Source organism: Nocardioides sp. J54 (assembly GCF_000519005.1).
Classification (GTDB): Bacteria; Actinomycetota; Actinomycetes; order Propionibacteriales; family Nocardioidaceae; genus Nocardioides.
In genome coordinates this window covers 12,653-30,466 of the sequence record NZ_JAER01000038.1, presented here as the reverse complement: position 1 = coordinate 30,466, position 17,814 = coordinate 12,653, and the positions used below count along the sequence as shown (strand labels likewise).

The 17,814-nt window shown below is 73.8% G+C and carries 17 protein-coding genes and 1 riboswitch; of the genes, 10 read left to right on the top strand and 7 right to left on the bottom strand.

Going from position 1 to position 17,814, the window contains the following annotated elements; all coding sequences use genetic code 11:
* Positions 1 to 175: 175 nt before the first annotated feature.
* The 4 genes from NOCJ54_RS26910 to NOCJ54_RS0118745 all read right to left on the bottom strand — a co-directional run bounded on the left by NOCJ54_RS26910 (position 176) and on the right by NOCJ54_RS0118745 (position 5,733).
* Positions 176 to 1,663 (bottom strand): pyridoxal phosphate-dependent decarboxylase family protein, encoded by a 1,488-nt coding sequence (locus NOCJ54_RS26910; protein ID WP_084255444.1) that lies wholly within the window; start codon positions 1,661 to 1,663, stop codon positions 176 to 178.
* Positions 1,653 to 2,993: an MFS transporter gene (locus NOCJ54_RS26905; protein WP_036518670.1), complete on the bottom strand. Its 1,341-nt coding sequence runs from the start codon at positions 2,991 to 2,993 to the stop codon at positions 1,653 to 1,655. The genes NOCJ54_RS26910 and NOCJ54_RS26905 overlap by 11 nt, the downstream gene beginning before the upstream one ends.
* Complete coding sequence (locus NOCJ54_RS26900; protein ID WP_084255442.1) at positions 2,990 to 4,195, bottom strand: alpha/beta fold hydrolase; 1,206 nt, start codon at positions 4,193 to 4,195, stop codon at positions 2,990 to 2,992. The genes NOCJ54_RS26905 and NOCJ54_RS26900 overlap by 4 nt, the downstream gene beginning before the upstream one ends.
* Before the next feature lie 110 nt (positions 4,196 to 4,305).
* Entirely contained in the window at positions 4,306 to 5,733 is a 1,428-nt protein-coding gene (locus NOCJ54_RS0118745) for an alpha,alpha-trehalose-phosphate synthase (UDP-forming) (RefSeq protein WP_028656721.1), read from the bottom strand.
* A gap of 112 nt (positions 5,734 to 5,845) precedes the next feature.
* On the opposite strand from NOCJ54_RS0118745, the gene NOCJ54_RS0118740 reads away from it, so the two are divergent.
* Together NOCJ54_RS0118740 and NOCJ54_RS0118735 are read left to right on the top strand one after the other, a co-directional pair.
* Entirely contained in the window at positions 5,846 to 7,252 is a 1,407-nt protein-coding gene (locus tag NOCJ54_RS0118740) for a sensor domain-containing protein (protein ID WP_051486073.1), read from the top strand.
* Positions 7,253 to 7,262: 10 nt separating this feature from the next.
* Positions 7,263 to 7,919 carry a response regulator gene (locus tag NOCJ54_RS0118735; RefSeq protein WP_028656719.1) on the top strand — a complete coding sequence of 219 codons (657 nt, stop codon included), beginning with the start codon at positions 7,263 to 7,265 and terminating at the stop codon, positions 7,917 to 7,919.
* Between the two features lie 38 nt (positions 7,920 to 7,957).
* On the opposite strand, the gene NOCJ54_RS0118730 is transcribed toward NOCJ54_RS0118735, so the two are convergent.
* Positions 7,958 to 8,965: a Gfo/Idh/MocA family protein gene (locus NOCJ54_RS0118730; protein WP_028656718.1), complete on the bottom strand. Its 1,008-nt coding sequence runs from the start codon at positions 8,963 to 8,965 to the stop codon at positions 7,958 to 7,960.
* A gap of 131 nt (positions 8,966 to 9,096) precedes the next feature.
* Here NOCJ54_RS0118730 and NOCJ54_RS0118725 point away from each other — a divergent pair, with 131 nt between their 5' ends.
* The 5 genes from NOCJ54_RS0118725 to NOCJ54_RS0118705 all read left to right on the top strand — a co-directional run bounded on the left by NOCJ54_RS0118725 (position 9,097) and on the right by NOCJ54_RS0118705 (position 13,362).
* Positions 9,097 to 9,393 carry a DUF3263 domain-containing protein gene (locus NOCJ54_RS0118725; protein WP_028656717.1) on the top strand — a complete coding sequence of 99 codons (297 nt, stop codon included), beginning with the start codon at positions 9,097 to 9,099 and terminating at the stop codon, positions 9,391 to 9,393.
* 19 nt (positions 9,394 to 9,412) lie between these two features.
* Complete coding sequence (locus NOCJ54_RS0118720; RefSeq protein WP_028656716.1) at positions 9,413 to 9,970, top strand: LytR C-terminal domain-containing protein; 558 nt, start codon at positions 9,413 to 9,415, stop codon at positions 9,968 to 9,970.
* A gap of 732 nt (positions 9,971 to 10,702) precedes the next feature.
* Positions 10,703 to 11,548, top strand: coding sequence for a trehalose-phosphatase (gene otsB, locus NOCJ54_RS0118715; RefSeq protein WP_028656715.1), 846 nt, complete (start codon positions 10,703 to 10,705; stop codon positions 11,546 to 11,548).
* A gap of 76 nt (positions 11,549 to 11,624) precedes the next feature.
* Positions 11,625 to 11,769, top strand: a riboswitch (SAM riboswitch).
* An 11-nt stretch (positions 11,770 to 11,780) separates the two neighbouring features.
* Positions 11,781 to 13,052, top strand: coding sequence for a threonine synthase (thrC, locus tag NOCJ54_RS0118710; protein WP_028656714.1), 1,272 nt, complete (start codon positions 11,781 to 11,783; stop codon positions 13,050 to 13,052).
* A gap of 31 nt (positions 13,053 to 13,083) precedes the next feature.
* Positions 13,084 to 13,362 (top strand): ubiquitin-like small modifier protein 1, encoded by a 279-nt coding sequence (locus NOCJ54_RS0118705; protein WP_028656713.1) that lies wholly within the window; start codon positions 13,084 to 13,086, stop codon positions 13,360 to 13,362.
* Between the two features lie 70 nt (positions 13,363 to 13,432).
* On the opposite strand, the gene NOCJ54_RS0118700 is transcribed toward NOCJ54_RS0118705, so the two are convergent.
* Positions 13,433 to 13,783, bottom strand: coding sequence for a hypothetical protein (locus NOCJ54_RS0118700; RefSeq protein WP_028656712.1), 351 nt, complete (start codon positions 13,781 to 13,783; stop codon positions 13,433 to 13,435).
* Positions 13,784 to 13,846: 63 nt separating this feature from the next.
* Positions 13,847 to 15,436: an AMP-binding protein gene (locus tag NOCJ54_RS0118695; protein WP_051486072.1), complete on the bottom strand. Its 1,590-nt coding sequence runs from the start codon at positions 15,434 to 15,436 to the stop codon at positions 13,847 to 13,849.
* A 77-nt stretch (positions 15,437 to 15,513) separates the two neighbouring features.
* On the opposite strand from NOCJ54_RS0118695, the gene NOCJ54_RS0118690 reads away from it, so the two are divergent.
* The 3 genes from NOCJ54_RS0118690 (at position 15,514) to NOCJ54_RS0118680 (ending at position 17,718) form a co-directional block, all read left to right on the top strand.
* Complete coding sequence (locus NOCJ54_RS0118690; protein ID WP_028656710.1) at positions 15,514 to 15,978, top strand: OsmC family protein; 465 nt, start codon at positions 15,514 to 15,516, stop codon at positions 15,976 to 15,978.
* Positions 15,979 to 16,043: 65 nt separating this feature from the next.
* On the top strand, positions 16,044 to 16,559 hold the full coding sequence (locus NOCJ54_RS0118685) for a SigE family RNA polymerase sigma factor (RefSeq protein WP_028656709.1): 516 nt from the start codon (positions 16,044 to 16,046) through the stop codon (positions 16,557 to 16,559).
* Position 16,560: 1 nt separating this feature from the next.
* Positions 16,561 to 17,718 (top strand): hypothetical protein, encoded by a 1,158-nt coding sequence (locus NOCJ54_RS0118680; RefSeq protein ID WP_028656708.1) that lies wholly within the window; start codon positions 16,561 to 16,563, stop codon positions 17,716 to 17,718.
* Positions 17,719 to 17,814: the final 96 nt, after the last annotated feature.

Sequence of the window (17,814 nt, the reverse complement as noted above, 5' to 3'; positions counted from 1 at the left end):
CCGACGCGGAACCCGAGCCGTCCTGGTCCTCCGGGGGCACTCCCGGCAATGGGGTGCCGGACCCGGTGGGGCTCCCTCCAGTGGACTTGGGGTCCGCGTCGGTGATGAGAAATCTACGGAACCGGGACCGGTCCCGGGATCGGGTGCCCGGCCGAGGTCCGGTAGTCCTTTGGGACTACCCGCCGCCCGCGAACGGGGCATGCCCGGACGGGACGCCGGGTGCGCCGCCCGGCTGCTCGGCGGGCAGCTCCGCCGGTCGGGCCAGCCGGTCCAGGAAGGTCACCAGCACCGCCTCGCGCAGTCGCGGGGGCGCGACGTCGAGGAGCGCGTTGACCGGTGCCATCCGCTCCGGCAGGCCGAGCTCGCCGCCCTCGCCGGCGAGCCCGCCGGCCGCCAGCAGCAGGTCGAACTCGGCGTCGCCCAGGGTCGCCGGGTCGAGCGTCTGCAGCAGCGCGACCACGCCCTCGTCGACCGGCACCGGCCCGGCGACGAGCGCCGCGGCCACCGACCCTGCGAGGGCGTCGAGGAAGCCCGCCGGGTCGGTCGAAGCGCTGACCGCGAGGTGGAGCGAGGCCGGCTGGCCGTCGTAGGACAGCTGCGCCTGCACGAACCACCCGCGCTGCGCCATCTCGTCGCAGACCGTGAACACGTCGAGCGGCCCGTCCGCGACGGCGGCGACCAGGGTCGAGTCGGGGGTAGCGACCAGGCTGAGACCCTCGGTGGCCTCGATGCCCGCGCAGATCCGGTCGGTCGCCTCGAGCGCGCGGCGGGTCAGGTCGAGGTAGCCGTCGTCGCCGATCGCCCGCACCGTCACCCACGCGCCGGCGACCGGGCCGCCCGAGCGCGTCGACTGCAGCGTGGCGTTGAGCATCGTGTAGCCCGGCCACCCGGCGTGCGCGAAGTACTGCGGCCGGCGCAGCTCGGGCGTGCGGTGCAGCAGCAGCGACGCGCCCTTGGGTGCGTAGGCGTACTTGTGCAGGTCGGTCGAGATCGACGTGACGCCCTCGACGGCGAAGGTCCACCGCGGCACCGGGCGGCCCAGCCGCGCCGCCCACGGCAGCACCCAGCCGCCGATGCAGGCGTCGACGTGGCAGCGGACGCCGCGGGCGGCGGCAGCCGCAGCGATCTCGGCGACGGGGTCCACCACCCCGTGCGCGTACGACGGCGCGCTGGCCACCACGAGCACGGTGCTGTCGTCGATCGCCTCGGCCATGGCCCGGGCGTCCGCGCGGTGGTCCGGCCCGACCGGCACCACGACCGCGCGGACCCCGAAGTAGTGCGCGGCCTTGTGGAAGGCGGCGTGCACCGTCTCGGGCACGACCATGGTCGGGCTGGTGACGTCGGGCCGGGCGTCCCGGGCGCCCTGCACGGCGAGCAGGCACGACTCGGTGCCGCCGGAGGTCAGCGTGCCGACCATCGTGTCGGGACCGTCGACCAGCGGGCGGGCGAACGCCACCAGGTCGTTCTCCATCGCCAGCAGGCTGGGGAACGCGGTCGGGTCGAGGCCGTTGCTGCCGGCGAAGGCGGCGACCGCCTCGCGGGCCAGCGCGTCCACCTCGGCCAGCCCGGCGTCGTACACGTAGGCCAGGGTGCGGCCGCCGTGCACGGGCAGGTCGTCGGCCTGCAGCGCGGCCAGTCGGGCACGCAGGTCGTCAGGCGCCAACGCGGTCCACCTCCGTCTCGTCGAGCGTGTAGCCCCGCAGCCACCACAGGCTCGCCAGCACGAGGGCCGCGGGGAGGATGGAGAAACCGAGGGCGATCGCGGTGACCGCGGAGTCGGGCTGCAGCACGCCGCCGGTGTCGCTGGAACGGTAGCCGCCGATCGCGAGGACGACCGCGAACAACCCGGGTCCGAGGGCCAGGCCGAGCGTCTCCCCGGCGGTCCAGACGCCGGTGTAGACGCCGACGCGCGACGAGCCGGTGTCCCGGGCGTCGACCGCCGCCACGTCGGGCAGCATCGCCAGCGGGAAGACCTGGATGCCGGCGTACCCGAGGCCCACGAGGCCGACCGCGACGAAGACGAGGACGGTCGGGCCGTCCGTCGCCGGCAGCACCGCCGCTGCCCCGGCAGCCAGCACGAGCGAGGCGACCAGGTAGCCGGTCTTCTTCCCGATCCGCTGCCCGACCGCGGCCCATGCGGGGGTGAGCAGGAGGGCGGGGCCGACGAAGCAGACGAAGAGGATGGTGGCGGCGCCGTCGCGCTCGAGGACGTCACCGGCGACGTAGTCGACCCCGGCGAGCATGCAGCCGGTGGCGAGTGCCTGCAGCACGAAGGTCGTCAGCAGCAGCCGGAAGTCGCGGGCGCCCGCGACCAGGCGCAGCTGGTCGCGCAGGGTCCCGGCGCCGGCCTCCACCGCGCCCACGGGCGCGGCCCGCGTGCCGCGGTAGGCGAGCAGCGCGCCGGTGAGGATCAGCAGGGCCATCGCCACGCCCATCACGCGGTAGCCGTCGCGGCCGCCGACCGCGTCGCGGATCGCGGGGGCGCTGGCGCCGGCGAGCAGGATGGTGAACGCGAGGATCGCGACGCGCCACGTCATCAGCCGGGTCCGCTCCTCGTAGGAGTCGGTGATCTCCGCGGGCATCGCGACGTAGGGCACCTGGAAGAAGGCGTACGCCGTCGCGCACGCCAGGAACGCGACCAGCACCCACGCCGCGTCGGCGGTGCGCGAGCCCAGGTCGGGCGCGGCGAAGAGCAGGGCGAAGCAGGCGGCGAGCAGCACGCCGGCGCGCAGCAGCCACGGCCGCCGCGGGCCCCGGGGGTCGACCGTGCGGTCGCTGATCCGCCCCGCGACCGGGTTCAGCACCACGTCCCACGCCTTCGGCAGGAAGACGATGGCGCCGGCGGCCAGGGCCGGCACGGCGAGGGTGTCGGTGAGGAAGGGCAGCAGGATCAGGCCCGGGACGGTGCCGAAGGCGCCGGTCGCGACCGAGCCGGCGCCGTACCCGACGCGGAGGCCGCGGCCGCCCGGGGCCGGATGGTGCCCGGCGCTCACCTGGCCAGGGACCGCGATGCCGACGAGCTCGTGCGGCGCTTGCGGTTGGTGCCGATCGGCACGGACGGCTCACCTGGCTCGGTGTCGTCCTCGGCGTCCGTCGACCAGCGGTTGATCCACTCGTCCATCGCCAGCCACGTGGTGGTGCGCGCCGCGCGGCCGGTCAGCATGCCGAGGTGGCCACCGGGCACGACCTCGAAGCGCACCTCGCGCGCGTTCTCGAGCAGGGGTACGACGGCGCGGACCGCCGGCACCGGCGCGATCCCGTCGGTGGCACCGCCGAACACCAGCACGGGCACCCGGATGTCGGCCAGGTCGATGGTGCGGTCGTCGAGGTCGAAGGTGCCGCTCGCGAGCTGGTTGCCCTTCGCGAAGCGGTGATAGAGCTGGCCGAAGGTCCGGCCGGGGTAGGCGATCATGTTGGCGGTGAAGTTGTCGACCGCCTCGACCTGCGCGAGGAACTCCCGGTCGTCGACGTGGGTCGCGAGCGCGATCGGCTTGGTCACCAGCTTCTGGAAGGCCGTCAGCTGGAAGGCCCACTTCACCAGCGGCTTCGGTGCGCCGCCGAGCACCTGGTAGCCCTTGGTGATCGGCCCGCGGCCGGCCGTGAGGTTCAGCAGCGGCCGGAAGGGCGCGAGCATCGGCACCTGGGTGACGTCGATGGGGGAGCCGACCACGGTCAGCGAGGCGACCGGCAGGTCACCCGAGCGCTGGTCGGCCAGCGCCAGCAGCGAGAAGATCCCGCCGAGGCTCCAGCCGATGACGTGGACGGGACGACCGCCGGCGTGCTCGGACACCGAGCGGATCGCGGTCGGCAGCACCTCGTCGACCCAGTGCTCCATGCCGAGGTTGCGGTCGCGGAAGGACACCTCGCCGTACTCCACGAGGTAGGTGGGGCGCCCCTCGGTCACGAAGTGCTCGACCAGGGAGCAGCCGCGGCGCAGGTCGTAGCAGGCCGACGGCGCCGCGAGCGGGGTGACCAGCAGGACCGGGTCGCCCTTCTCCTGGACGTGGCCGGCCGGGCGGTAGTGGTAGACCTCCCGCAGCGTCCCGTCGTCGATGAGCGTGCGGGGCATCGGCCGGAGGTCGGCGACGCCGCCGTAGAGCACCTTGTGGGCGACGTTGCTCGCTGCTGCAACGACCTGGTCGGGTCCGGGGAGCAGGCCAGCGCCGGGCAGCGAGCGCAGGGGCACCAGATCCATGGGCGAACGCTACCGCGCGGCGGGCGGTCGTGCGGCCCGTCTCCGTGGACGGTCCGGCGGGCCGGTCAGCCCCCCGGTCGGCTCCCGGTCAGCGCCCGGTCAGCTCCCGGTCAGCTGCGGTCGGCCGGTCGCAGCACCTTGGTGTGCGCCCGGCCCTTGTCCTCCAGCTCGGTCATGAAGCTGTCGGCCCACGCCTTCACGTCGTGCTGGCGGATCTGGCGGCGCATCGCCCTCATCCGGCGGGTGAGCTCCTTCGGCTCCGCCTCGTAGGCCTCGAGCAGGGCCGCCTTCATCCCGTTCATGTCGTAGGGGTTGACCAGCCACGCCTGGCGCAGCTCGTCGGCGGCCCCGGCGAACTCGGAGAGCACCAGCGCGCCGTCGTCCTCGACCCGGCAGGCGACGTACTCCTTGGCGACGAGGTTCATGCCGTCGCGGTACGGCGTCACGACCATCACGTCGGCGGCGCGGTAGAGCGCGGCCATCTCCTCGCGGGGGTAGGACGTGTGGAGGTAGCTGATCGCCGGACGGCCGATCCGCCCGAGGTCGCCGTTGAGCCGGCCGACCAGGCGCTCGATGTCGTCGCGCAGCTGCCGGTAGTGCTCGACCCGCTCCCGCGACGGCACGGCGACCTGGACGAAGACGGCGTCGTCGACCTCGAGCTTGCCGTCGCTGATCAGCTCGCCGAACGCGCGCAACCGGGCGTAGATGCCCTTGGTGTAGTCGAGCCGGTCGATGCCGAGGAAGATCTTCTTCGGGCTGCCGAGCGCCTCGCGGATCGCCTTCGCGCGCTCGGTGACGCTGTCGGAGCGGGCGAGGTCGTCGAAGCCGGCGGCGTCGATGGAGATCGGGAAGGCCGCGGCCCGGACCGTTCGGCCGTCGGGCAGGTAGACGAGGTCGCGGTGCGTCTTGTGGCCGACCCGCTGGCGGACCAGCCGCACGAAGTTCTGCGCCGCGCCCGGGAGCTGGAAGCCGACCAGGTCCGCGCCGAGCAGGCCCTCGAGGATCTGGCGGCGCCACGGCAGCTGCTGGAAGAGCTCCGCGGGCGGGAACGGGATGTGCAGGTAGAACCCGATCCGCAGGTCCGGGCGCAGCTCACGGAGCATCTGCGGCACCAGCTGCAGCTGGTAGTCGTGGACCCACACGGTCGCGCCCTTCGCGGCCAGGTCCGCGGCCTTCTCGGCGAAGCGCCGGTTCACCTTGACGTAGGTGTCCCACCACTCGCGGTGGAACTCCGGCTTCGCGACGACGTCGTGGTAGAGCGGCCACAGCGTGGCGTTGGAGAAGCCCTCGTAGTGCTCCTCGATCTCCTCGGCCGACATCGCGAGCGGTACGAGCGACAGCCCGTCGTCCTTGAACGGCTTGAGCCGTTGCTCCGTGCCACCGGGCCAGCCGACCCACACGCCGTCGTGGGCGCGCATGACCGGCGAGATGGCCGACACCAGGCCGCCGGGAGAGCGCCGCCAGGAGGCCCTCCCGTCCGGAGTCCTGACGCGGTCGACGGGGAGCCGGTTGGCAACGATCACCAGGTCGTGGGCCACGCGGCAACCCTATCGGGGTGGTCCGCACGGGGTGCGGGTGTCGGGCTGGCCCGACACCAGGTGTCCGGCTGGCAGGATTCCGGGGAGGCCGCCCGCGGACGACGCTGGTGGCATGACCGAGACCCAGGCGATGCACGAGCCGACCCACGAGCCGACCGACCAGCCGACCGACCAGCCCGCAGGCCGGCCGGGCGAGCACCCCACGAGCGAGCTGATGACACCGACCACCGGACCCGACCCGCACCCCCCGGCCGCAGCGCCGGGCCGGCGCCGCCGCGGCCTGGTCGCCCGCACCCTGCACGAGTCGGCCTACGCGCTCGTCGCGTTCCCGGTCGCCCTGGTGGCGATGGTCGTCGTGGTCACCCTGGTCGCCACCGGGGTCGGCCTGGTCGTGGTGGTCGGCGGCATCCTCATCCTGGTCGCCGCGGCCCTGGTCGCCCGCGGCTTCGCCGTGCTCGAGCGGATCCGGCTGCAGGTGCTGCGGGGTGAGCCGGTGCCGTCGCCGACGTACCTGCGGCCCCGGCCCGGTGACGGCTTCTGGGCCCGCTCGCTCACCGCGCTGCGCGACCCGCAGTCCTGGCTCGACGTCGTCTGGTCGGTGGTCGGGCTGCTCACCGGCACGATCGCGTTCTCGATCGTGCTGGCCTGGTGGGCCGCGGTGCTCAACGGCGCGACCTACTGGTTCTGGGAGCGCTTCCTGCCCGACGGCGGCGACCCGCGCGGGCTGGCCGAGCTGATGGGCCTCGGCGACGGCCGGGGCGCCGACATCGCCGTGAACACCGCCATCGGCGTGCTCGCCCTGCTGACCCTGCCGCTCGCCACCCGCTTGGCGGCGCTGCTTCACGGCAGCCTCGCCTCCGTGCTGCTCACCAGCCGCGCCGAGCTCCAGGGCCGCGTCGCCCGGGTCGAGCAGAGCCGCGAGTCCGCCCACCGCGCCGAGGCCGAGTCGCTGCGCCGGCTCGAGCGCGACATCCACGACGGGCCGCAGCAGCGCCTGATCCGCCTCGGCATGGACCTGGGCCGCGCCCGCGTCCAGCTCGGCCAGGACCCCGAGACCGCCGCCCGCACCCTCGACGAGGCCGTCGCCCAGACCCGCGCCGCCGTCGAGGAGCTCCGCGCCCTGTCCCGCGGGATCGCCCCGCCGCTCCTGGTCGACCGCGGCCTGGCCGCCGCCGTCGCCGAGATGGCCGACGGGCAGCCGGTGCCGGTGAAGGTCCTCGCCGACGTGCCCCGCGGCCTCCCGCTCGCCGTCGAGACCGCGTCCTACTTCGTCGTCGCCGAGGCGCTGACGAACGTCGTCAAGCACAGCGGGGCCACGCGCGCCGAGGTCGTCCTCGCCGTCGCCGACGGCCGGCTGCAGGTCACCGTCGTCGACGACGGTCGCGGCGGTGCCGTCCAGGTGCCCGGCCACGGCCTGCGCGGGCTGCAGGAGCGCCTCGACGGCGTCGACGGCGACCTCGTGGTCTCCTCGCCGGAGGGCGGCCCGACCCGGGTGCACGCCGAGATCCCGGTGCCGTGAGGATGGCCTGATGCGGATCGTGGTCGCCGACGACTCGGTGCTCCTGAGGGAGGGCCTCCAGCTGCTCCTCGCGGAGGCCGGGCACGAGGTCGTCGCCGCCGTCGGGGACGGGCCGGCGCTGGTCGCCGCCGTCCTCGAGCACCGGCCCGACCTCGCCATCGTCGACGTCCGGATGCCGCCCAGCCACACCGACGAGGGCCTGCGCGCCGCAGTCGAGGTCCGCCGGACCTGGCCCGGTGCACGGGTGCTCGTCCTGTCGCAGTACGTCGTCGCGTCCTACGCCGACGAGCTGCTGGCAGCGGGGGAGGGCGGCGTCGGCTACCTGCTCAAGGACCGGGTCAGCGACGTCGCGGACTTCCTCGAGGCGCTGGTGACCGTCGCCGGGGGCGGCACCGTGCTCGACCCGATGGTCGTGCGCCAGCTGATGACCCGGCGCCGGGACCCGCTGGCCGAGCTCACCCCGCGCGAGCAGGAGGTGCTGGCGCTGATGGCCGAGGGCCGCTCCAACGCCTCGGTCGCCGAGGCGCTGGTCGTCTCGCTGGCCGCGGTGGAGAAGCACACCCAGCGGATCTTCGCCAAGCTCGGGCTCTCGCCCGACGACGACCAGTCGCACCGCCGGGTGCTGGCCGTCGTGCGCTACCTGCAGGCCGGCGGGGCCGGGGCCTAGGCGCGCGACGGCTCAGCGCCGGTGTCAGGAGCCGGAGGTCAGGCGGGGTGGGGCGCCGCACCGACCTGGGCGCGGACGTCCTCCACCTGCCCGAGGATGGTCAACGTCTGCGCGGGCGGCACCCACGGCGACGCGGTGAGCCCCTCGCGCAGGCACTGCTGCACGTGGGCGGCCTCGTTGCCGTAGCCGGCGCCGATGACCGGCTCCGGCGGCTCGTGCACCACCCGTCGTACCGGCTGGTGGCGGCGCTCGATGGCGTTGAAGGTGAACCCGGACGGTGCGTGGAAGTCGCCGGTGATCTCCACCCAGCCGGCGTCGGTGGTGATCCGGGCGCCGTTGGCGGCGTGCGAGCTGAGCCCGGCGGTCAGGGTGGCGAGCGTGTCACCGGGGTAGCGCCCGGCGATCGCGACGTCGAGGTCCACCTGCCCGCCGGCGACGGTGCCGACCGCCTTCAGCTCGACCGCCTCGCCGAGCATCAGGTGGGCGAAGGTGAGCGGGTAGATGCCGATGTCGTGCATCGCCCCACCCCCGAGCGCCGGGTCGAGCAGCCGGTGCGTCGGGTCGGCCGGTGCGGTGAAGTGGAACTCCGCCGACAGGTGGCGCGGGGTGCCGAGCTCGCCGGCCCGCAGCCGGCGGGCCAGGTCGCGCCACACGGGGTGGCACGCGCTCCACATCGCCTCCATCAGGAAGCGGTCCTGCTCCCGGGCCAGCGCGAACAGCCGCTCCGCGCCGGCGCGGGTCAGCGTGAGCGGCTTCTCGCACAGCACGTGCTTGCCGGCAGCCAGCGCCAGCTCGACCTGCGCGGCGTGCGCGACGTGCGGCGAGCCGATGTAGACGACGTCCACCTCCGGGTCGGCGAGCACGGCGTCGTAGTCTCCGTACCGCTCGGCGCCGTGGCGCTGGGCGAAGGCCGCCGCCCGCTCCGGCGTGCGCGAGCCGACGTGGACCAGCCGGGCGTCAGGCACCAGGGCCAGGTCGGTCGCGAACTGCCCGGAGATCCCGCCGGGCGCGAGCACGCCCCAGCCGATCGGGGTCGTGGCGCTCATGGCCGCAGCCTAGACCGGCCCCGCCCCGGTCCCGGGGCCGTCGGCGCGGTCGAATGACATCGTTGTGATTCGGGGGCTAGAGTGAGCCCCGTAGACCTGCCGAACCCACACCCGAGTGTCGAGGAGACCTCATGAGCGCCGAGCGAAGCCACCAGGACGCCACCCCGGTCGTTCCGGCCGACCTCAGCGACCGGGACCGCGCGATCCTCGAGTTCGAGCGCCAGTGGTGGAAGTACGCCGGCGCCAAGGAGAACGCGGTGCGCGAGCAGTTCGACATGAGCGCCACGCGCTACTACCAGGTCCTGAACGCCCTGATCGACCGTCCCGAGGCCCTCGCCCACGACCCGCTGCTGGTCCGGCGCCTGCGCCGACTGCGCTCCCAGCGCCAGCGCCAGCGCTCCGCGCGGCGCCTCGGCTTCGAGATCTGACCCGAGGAGAGAGGCGGCCATGACCTTCCCCACCTGGCCTGCTCGCACCCGCACCGACCGAGGCGCCGTCCTGCCCTCGCCCGTCGTCCTGCTGAGTGTCGTCGCCGTGCTGCTCGCCGCCGTCGCCTTCGTGGCGACCCGCGGCGACGAACCGGTCGAGCGCGACATCTCCGCCACCAAGGCCGCCGCGACCCCGACCGGGACCGCGTCCGACGACACCGATGACGCCTCCGACGACCCCACCGCCGAGGAGTCGGAGACGCCGGTCAAGGAGAAGCCCAAGCCCAAGCCCGTCGTCCGCGGCGAGCACTCCGTCGTCGTCTTCAACAACACCCGCATCACCGGCCTCGCCGGCCGCGTCGGGGAGCGGGTCAAGGAGGCCGGCTGGCAGCTGGCCGCCGCCGACAACTGGTACGGCACCGTGCCCGCCACCACCGTCTACTTCCCCAAGGGCCAGAAGGCCGCCGCCCAGCTCCTCGCCCTCGACCTCGGCATCGCCCGGATCAAGCCCGCCGACATCGACAGCGACATGTCCGCCGACAAGCTGACGCTGATCCTCACCGGCGAGCTCGACTAGTTTCGCGCGAGCGCGTCGCCTGTCGAGGGCTGCGCGCAGGCCTCGCAAGCTCGGCCCGCACTTGCCCTCGACGCGGCTTCGCCGCGGGCGCCGCGCTGCCGCGCCGCAGTTGCCTTGCGTAGGTCCTGCCCCCGCCTGGCGGCAAGCCCTGCGTTCCCTGCGTGCGACTGCCCATGATTGAGGTTGCGACGAGCGCCAGCGAGGAGCCTCGAGACCTCCGGGCCTGACGGGCGGGCTGTGGTCGGCAGGGTCGGGTGTGCCGGGGCCGCTGGTTTCGAGGCTCGGCCGTGGGCGGCCTCGCACCTCAACCAGCGGCGGCTGGCGACGAGCGCCGGCCCGCCCGGTGGTTGAGGTGCGACGAGCGCCGGCCTGACGGGCGGGCTGTGGTCGGCAGGGTCGGGTGTGCCGGNGCCGCTGGTTTCGAGGCTCGGCCGTGGGCGGCCTCCCACCTCAACCAGCGGCGGCTGGGCGACGAGTGCCCGCCCGGTGGTTGAGGTGCGACGAGCGCCAGCGAGGAGCCTCGAAACCTCCGGGCCTGACGGGCGGGCTGTGCCCACTACGGTCGGGTGTGCCGGGGCCGCTGGTTTCGAGGCTCGGCGCTGGGGCGCCTCGCACCTCAACCAGCGGCGGCTGGTGGCCGCAGGCGCCGGGTCGGGTGCGCGAGCCCCGCGGAGGGATGGGATCGGCCCCACCGGACACCGTGCCCCTGTGCGGACATGGTGGGATGGAGACGTGAGGTACACGTCGATCGAGGCCGAGCAGCGGTACGACGCCGTGGTGGGTGTTGCCCCGCGCACGGTCGTCGGGCTCGACTTCGACGGCACCCTGGCCCCCATCGTCGACGACCCCACGCGGGCCCACATCCACCCCGACGGGGCGGAGGTGCTCGTCGAGCTCGCCGCCGAGGTGGCCGCGATCGCGGTCATCACCGGCCGGCCCGCGCGCCAGGCGCTCGACCTCGGCGGGCTGGAGGCGGTCGGCGACGCGCTGCAGGCCGCCGGCAAGGAGCTCTTCGTGTTCGGCCAGTACGGCAACGAGCGCTGGAGCTCGGGCCGCCGCCGCATCCTCGGCGCCCGTCCGCCACGCGGCCTGGCGGCCTTCGAGCGTGACCTGCCGCGCACCCTGCGCCGGGCCGGGGCGAGCGAGGCCTTCGTCGAGGACAAGGGGCTCGCCGTCGCGGTCCACACCCGCCGCCTGCCCGACCCGGACGCCGCCTTCGAGCGGCTGCTCCCGCCGCTCCGCGAGCTCGCGCACACCCACGGACTCGTCCTCGAGCCCGGCCGCGCCGTCATCGAGGTCCGCTCGCCGGGCTCCCACAAGGGCATGGTCGTCAACCGCCTCGCCGCGGTGCTCGACGCCGAGGGCTTCGTCTTCGCCGGCGACGACCTGGGTGACGTCGAGGCCTTCGAGGCCGTCGACGAGCTGGGCAAGCAGGGCGTGGCGACGCTGCGCGTGTGCTCGGCCTCCGACGAACAGAGCGTGCTCGTCGAGATGTCCGACGTCGTCGTACCCGGGCCCGAGGGCGTCCTCGACCTGCTGCGCAGGCTGGCGCGGGACGCCCGCGACCGTCGCGCCTGATCCCACATCCCGGACGCTCGTCTCGACATTCGGGACCCGATTCGTGGCCGGGGCCGGGTCACCCCTACTCTGATCCTGCTCATCCAGAGGGACTGAGGGAACGGCCCTGTGAAGTCCCGGCAACCGCCGCGAGCTCCCGGACGCACCAGCACAGCTGGGGTCCGTCGCGGAAACGGTGCCAAATCCGACCCGAGGCGAGAGTCGCGCGGGACAGATGAGAAGGAGGATTTCCATGAGCGCCGCCGTGACCGAGGCCCCCCGGACTGCCGGACTTCGAGAAGGTGCCTTCGGGCACGCCACCGCCCTCTCCTGCCGGGAGTGTGGCCACCGGGTCGACCTCGGCCCCTTCTACGCGTGTCCGGAGTGCTTCGGACCGCTCGAGATCGCCTACGACTTCCCGGCCGTCACCCGCGAGGAGATCGAGGCCGGCCCCCGCAACATCTGGCGCTACAAGGCGCTGCTGCCGGTCCCGACCGACATCGAGGCCAGCCCCAACACCGAGCCGGGCTTCACCCGCCTGCTCCAGGCCGACAACCTCGCCCGGGAGATCGGCATCAGCAAGCTGTGGGTGAAGGACGACTCCACCAACCCGACGAACTCGTTCAAGGACCGCGTCGTCGCCTGTGCGCTCAGCGCCGCCCGCGAGCTCGGCGCCACGGTGTTCGCCTGCCCCTCGACCGGCAACCTCGCCAACGCCGTCGCCGCGGCGGGCGCCCGCGCCGGCATCAAGACCGTCGTGTTCATCCCGAGCAACCTCGAGCAGCCCAAGCAGGTCAACTCGGCGATCTTCACCGAGAACCTCGTGGCCGTCGACGGCAACTACGACGACGTCAACAAGCTCGCCTCAGAGATCGCCGGCGAGGAGGACGGCTGGGCGTTCGTCAACGTCAACGTCCGCCCCTACTACGCCGAGGGGTCGAAGACCCTGGGCTACGAGATCGCCGAGCAGCTCGGCTGGCGCCTGCCCGACCAGGTCGTCATCCCGGTCGCCTCCGGCTCGCAGCTGACCAAGGTCGACAAGGCTTTCCAGGAGCTGATCAAGCTCGGCCTCGTCGAGGACAAGCCGTACCGGATCTTCGGCGCCCAGGCCGAGGGCTGCGGCCCGGTCGCCACGGCCTACAAGGCGGGCGTCGACGCGATCCGCCCGGTCAAGCCGGACACGATCGCCAAGAGCCTGGCCATCGGCAACCCCGCCGACGGCATCTACGTCCTCGACATCACCCGCCGCACCGGCGGTGCCGTCGAGGAGGTCACCGACGACGAGATCCGCGCCGGCATCGTGCTCCTGGCCCGCACCGAGGGCATCTTCACCGAGACCGCCGGCGGCACCACCGTCGCGGTGACGAAGAAGCTCGTCGAGACCGGCCAGCTCGACCCGGACCTCGAGACGGTCGTCATCAACACCGGCCACGGCCTCAAGACGCTCGACGCGGTCTCCGGCCAGGTCAGCGCCGCCGCGACCATCGCCCCGACCTACAGCGCCTTCAAGGCCACGGGTCTCTGAGCCACCACCCCAGCAGCAGAAGGAAGAACCCATGGCAGTCAGCGTCCGGATCCCCACCATCCTCCGCACCTACACCGGCGGCGAGTCCGAGGTCACCGCCAACGGCGCCACCGTCGCGGAGATCCTGGACGACCTCGACGCCAGCTACAGCGGCATCAAGGGGCGCATCGTCGACGAGGACGGCAAGCTGCGCCGCTTCGTCAACGTCTACGTCAACAACGACGACGTCCGCTTCGAGCAGGAGCTCGCCACCCCGACGCCCGACGGCGCCGAGGTGTCGGTGATCCCCGCCGTCGCCGGCGGCTGCTGACGTCGTACCCCTGACGCACGACGACGCCGGGCCCGCAGCAGCGGGCCCGGCGTCGTCGCATGTGTGTGGGTCAGCGCACCTCGCGCCAGCCGTCCGGCACCGGTCGTCCCTCCTTCAGGCAGTCGGTGCCCTCGTCCTCCGCGCCGATCCGCTCGATCTCGGTCCAGCCCCAGCGGTCGTGGCACTCGAACGGCCGGTTGCCGAGCGGGTCCCACTGTGCCCCCTCGGGGAGCTCGGAACCCTCGGCCGCGCAGGCCGTGCCGCCGTCGGCGAAGTGGTAGGGCGCCTCGCCCTCGCTGCACTGCCACTCGTCCCAGAACGGCGTCCCGCTGACGACGAAGTAGCCGACGACCGCGCCGACCAGCAGCACGGGGACAGCGAGGACGGCCAGGACGATGAGGACGATCGTTCGAGTACGCATGGCCCGATCGTCCGCCCCCGTCGTCATGACGTCATGAGCACAGGTGCTCAGTCGTGCCCGGCCTCAGCCGAGCAGCTGCGTCGCGAGCTCGGCGCTGGCCGGGTAGTCGACCTTGCTGACGGGGGTGCGCGGGACCTCCTCGATGAAGAACACCGACTTCGGAACCTTGTAGTTGGCGATCAGCGACCGGCAGTGCTCACGCACGTCCTCCTCGGTGATGCTCGCCCCGTCGCGGCGCTGGACCAGCGCGGTGACCTGCTGGCCCCACCGCTCGTGCGGGGTCCCGACCACGACGGCGTCGAACACGTCGTCGTGGCGCAACAGCACCGCCTCGACCTCCTCGGGGTGCACCTTCTCGCCGCCGGTGTTGATGCAGACCGAGCCGCGGCCCAGGACGGTGACCGACCCGTCCTCCTCGCGTCGCGCGAAGTCGCCGGGCAGCACCCAGCGGACGCCGTCGACCTCCTTGAAGGTCGCCGCGGTCTTCACCGGGTCCTTGTAGTAGCCGAGCGGGACCGGGCCCGTGCGGCCGAGCAGGCCGTCGACGCCTGGCGGGCACGGCTTCATCTCCGGGTCGAAGACCTCGACCTGGTCGTTGACGGTGAACCGCGGGGCGGCTGCACCACCGTCGGTGCCGTCGTCGATGCGGGAGCCGGCGGCGCCGGACTCGGAGGAGCCGTAGGAGTCGAGGATGAAGCGGCCCGGCAGGGCGCGGCGGATCTCCTCGCGCACGCCGTCCGAGAGGGGGGCGGCGCCGTTCGAGACCGCGGCCAGGCTGGACAGGTCCCAGCGGTCCGGCTCGGCGAGGATCGCCTCCGCGACCGGGCGGCCCATCGCGTCGCCCAGGAAGGTCAGCGACACGACCCGCGCCTTCTCGACCAGGTCGAGGATGCCGGTCGCGCTGAAGCTCGGCTCGGTGTAGAGCGCGACGGTGTGGCCGGCGACGTGGCCGTTGCCGACGATCCACTGGCTGCCGCCGTGCATCATCGGGCCGCAGGCCAGCAGCACCATCGGGGTCTCGACCGCGACCGCCTCCTCGACGAGCTGCTCGACGGAGTCGAGCGGTGCGCCGTAGCGGCCGGCGTTGAGGGCGGCGCGGATGAGGTCCTCGATCCGCCACACCACGCCCTTGGGGCTGCCCGTGGTCCCACCGGTGTAGAGCACGTAGTGGTCGTCGCCGGAGCGGCCGTTGTCGAGGCGCTCGGCCGACGCGGCGGCCAGCGCGGCGTCGTACTCCTCGCCGAGGACGACCATCTCGCGCAGTGTGGGGGTGTCCAGCGCCTCGACCGCGTCGACGAACTCCGGCGCGATGATCGCGGCGACGCAGTCGGCGTTGTCGTAGAGGTAGGCCAGCTCGTCGTGCAGGTACTTGTAGTTGATGTTGATCGGCACCGCCCGCGCCTTGAGGCACCCGTAGAGCGCGTCGATCCACTCGATCCGGTTCGTCGCGTGCACGGCCACGTGCTCGCCCGGCTGCACGCCCAGAGACACCAGGTGGTTGGCGAGCCGGGTGGCGCGGTCGTCGACCTCCGCGAAGGTCCAGGTGCGCTCCATGGTGACGATGGCGGCGCGGTCGGGGAGCGCGTCGGCCATCGCCTCGAGGACGTCGGCGAGGTTGATCGGTCGCGGCGAGGACGGTGTGGTGGGAGTCACACGCGTAGCCTGCCAAACGAGAACGTGTTCCATCCAGCGTTCCGCGGTTTCGGTCCGGTGGCCGGGACACTGTCCCGGTGACCGACCACCACTACGCACTCGACCTGACCTGGCAGGGCAACCGCGGGACCGGCACGTCCGGCTACCGCGACTACGGGCGCGACGTCCTGCTCCGGGCGGAGGGCAAGCCCGACCTCGCCGGTTCCGCCGACCCCACCTTCCGCGGCGACGCGACGCGCTGGAACCCCGAGGAGCTGCTGCTGGCGGCGCTCGCCCAGTGCCACCTGCTGTCGTACCTGCACTCGGCGGTCAGCCACGGCATCGTCGTCACGGCGTACGACGACAGCCCCACCGGCACGATGGCCCAGGTCGGCCAGGGCGGGCACTTCACCGAGGTCGTGCTGCGCCCGCGGGTCACCATCACCGACCCGGCCCTCGTCGGGCTGGCCCGCGAGATCCACGAGGAGGCCAGCCGCAACTGCTTCATCGCCGCGTCGGTCAACTTCCCGGTGCGGCACGAGCCGGTCGTCGAGGTCGCCTGACCCGCCCGCGCGACTCGGCCGGGTCGGTCCTCCAACCTTCTGGCCCGGGTGTGCGTTGATGGGGTGTGACCACCGACGAGGAGGCGTTCCGCAGCTGGGCGGCGCGTGCGCAGCAGGACCTGCTGCGCACCGCCTTCCTGCTCACCGGTGACCGCCACCGCGCCGAGGACCTGGTCCAGGAGGCGCTGGCGAAGGTCGCCCTGCGCTGGCGCCGCCTGCGTGACGGCAACCCGACCGGCTACGCGCGGCAGGTCGTCGTGCGCGACAACATCTCGGGGTGGCGCAAGCGCCGCCGGGAGGTGCTCGGCACGGACCCGGGCCGGGGCGGCCCCGGGACGCAGGTGCGCGACCACGCACCGGCCACGGAGCGGCGGATCGCGCTCGACGCCGCCCTCGCCGCGCTGACACCGCGGCAGCGCGCGGTGGTCGTGCTGCGCTACTACGACGACCTCCCCGAGCGAGCCGCCGCCGAGGCCCTCGGGGTGAGCGTCGGCACCGTGAAGAGCCAGGCCCACCTGGCCCTGGCCCGCCTGCGCGAGGCGGCGCCCGAGCTGGCCGAGCTGCTGGGGGAGGAGGTCTGAGATGACCGGCGAACGACTGCACGAGGTGCTCCACGAACGCGTGGCGGACCTGCCCGGGGCCGACCTGGTCGACGCCGCGTGGGCCCGCGCGCGCCGGACCCGCCAGCGGCGGGCGGTGGGGCTGGCCAGCGTGGCCGTGGTGGCCGTGGTCGCCGTCGGCGGCGGGGTCGTCGCCGGCCTCGGTGGCGGCGACGACGCCGAGCGGGAGCCGGCGGCACCGGCGTCCAGCGGTGCCACGTCGACCCCGGCCGGGGCGGAGCCCCGGGGTTCGTACGCCGGCGCGCAGGTCTGGCAGGCGCCCGACGTCGCCGACGAGCCGAACCTGCCGCGGCTGCAGGGCGGCCCGCTGCCGGCCGAGGTCGACCTCTCCGGCGCCGGGCCGGTGGCAGCCGGGATCGGGCGGGCCGTCGCGGTCTTCGAGGTCGACGACGACCGAGGCCTCGACCGGGTCGTCGCGGTGGGGGAGGACGGGACGTCGTACACGCTCGACGTGGCGGGCATCGATCCGTGGGCGGACAGCGGGGGCAACCGGCTCAGCCCGCTGTCGAGGGCAAGCCTGGCGCCGGACGGCGAGCGGGTCTTCCTGCGCCAGACCGGCGCGCTCGCCGTCTACGACTTCGGCACCGACGAGTGGACCCGCATCGACCTCGACGGGCGGGACCCCGAGGACACCTGGTGGGCCACCGACCGGTTGCTCGTCGTCCCGGCCGAGGGCGCCGCGCCAGGCCTCGTGCTCGACGCCGACGGCACCCGGGTCGACACGCCGGCGGTCGACCCGCCCCCGCCGGTGCGCCTGCTCACCGACGACGAGCCCTACGGGGTGCCGGTCGACGCCCGGGATGCCATCGCGCAGGGCCTCGTCCTCTCCGGCGACCCCTCCCGCGCCGGGCCGGACCTCCGGTCCCGGGAGGGCGTCGCGGTGCGGTGGGGCGGGCAGAGCGCGGTCCTCGTCGTGCCCGACGGCCCCGGCCGTCGGTGGCTCCAGTGCTGCCCCGTCGTGGGCTGGCTCGACGAGGCGACCGTGCTGCTCGAGTCGCGCCACTCCCGGGCCCGGGTGCTGGCCTGGCGTGCGGGCACCGAAGAGCTCAGCCGGGTCGCCGACATCCGCGGCTGGCGGGCCGGGGACGAGGCCTTCGTCGGCAGCTACGCGATCCCGTGAACCGCCCGGTCCCGGCCGCCGTTCCGAGGCCCGAGATTCACCCGACCAACTCCTGCTCTCTCCTTGCACTCGCCATGGGCGAGTGCTAAACATGAT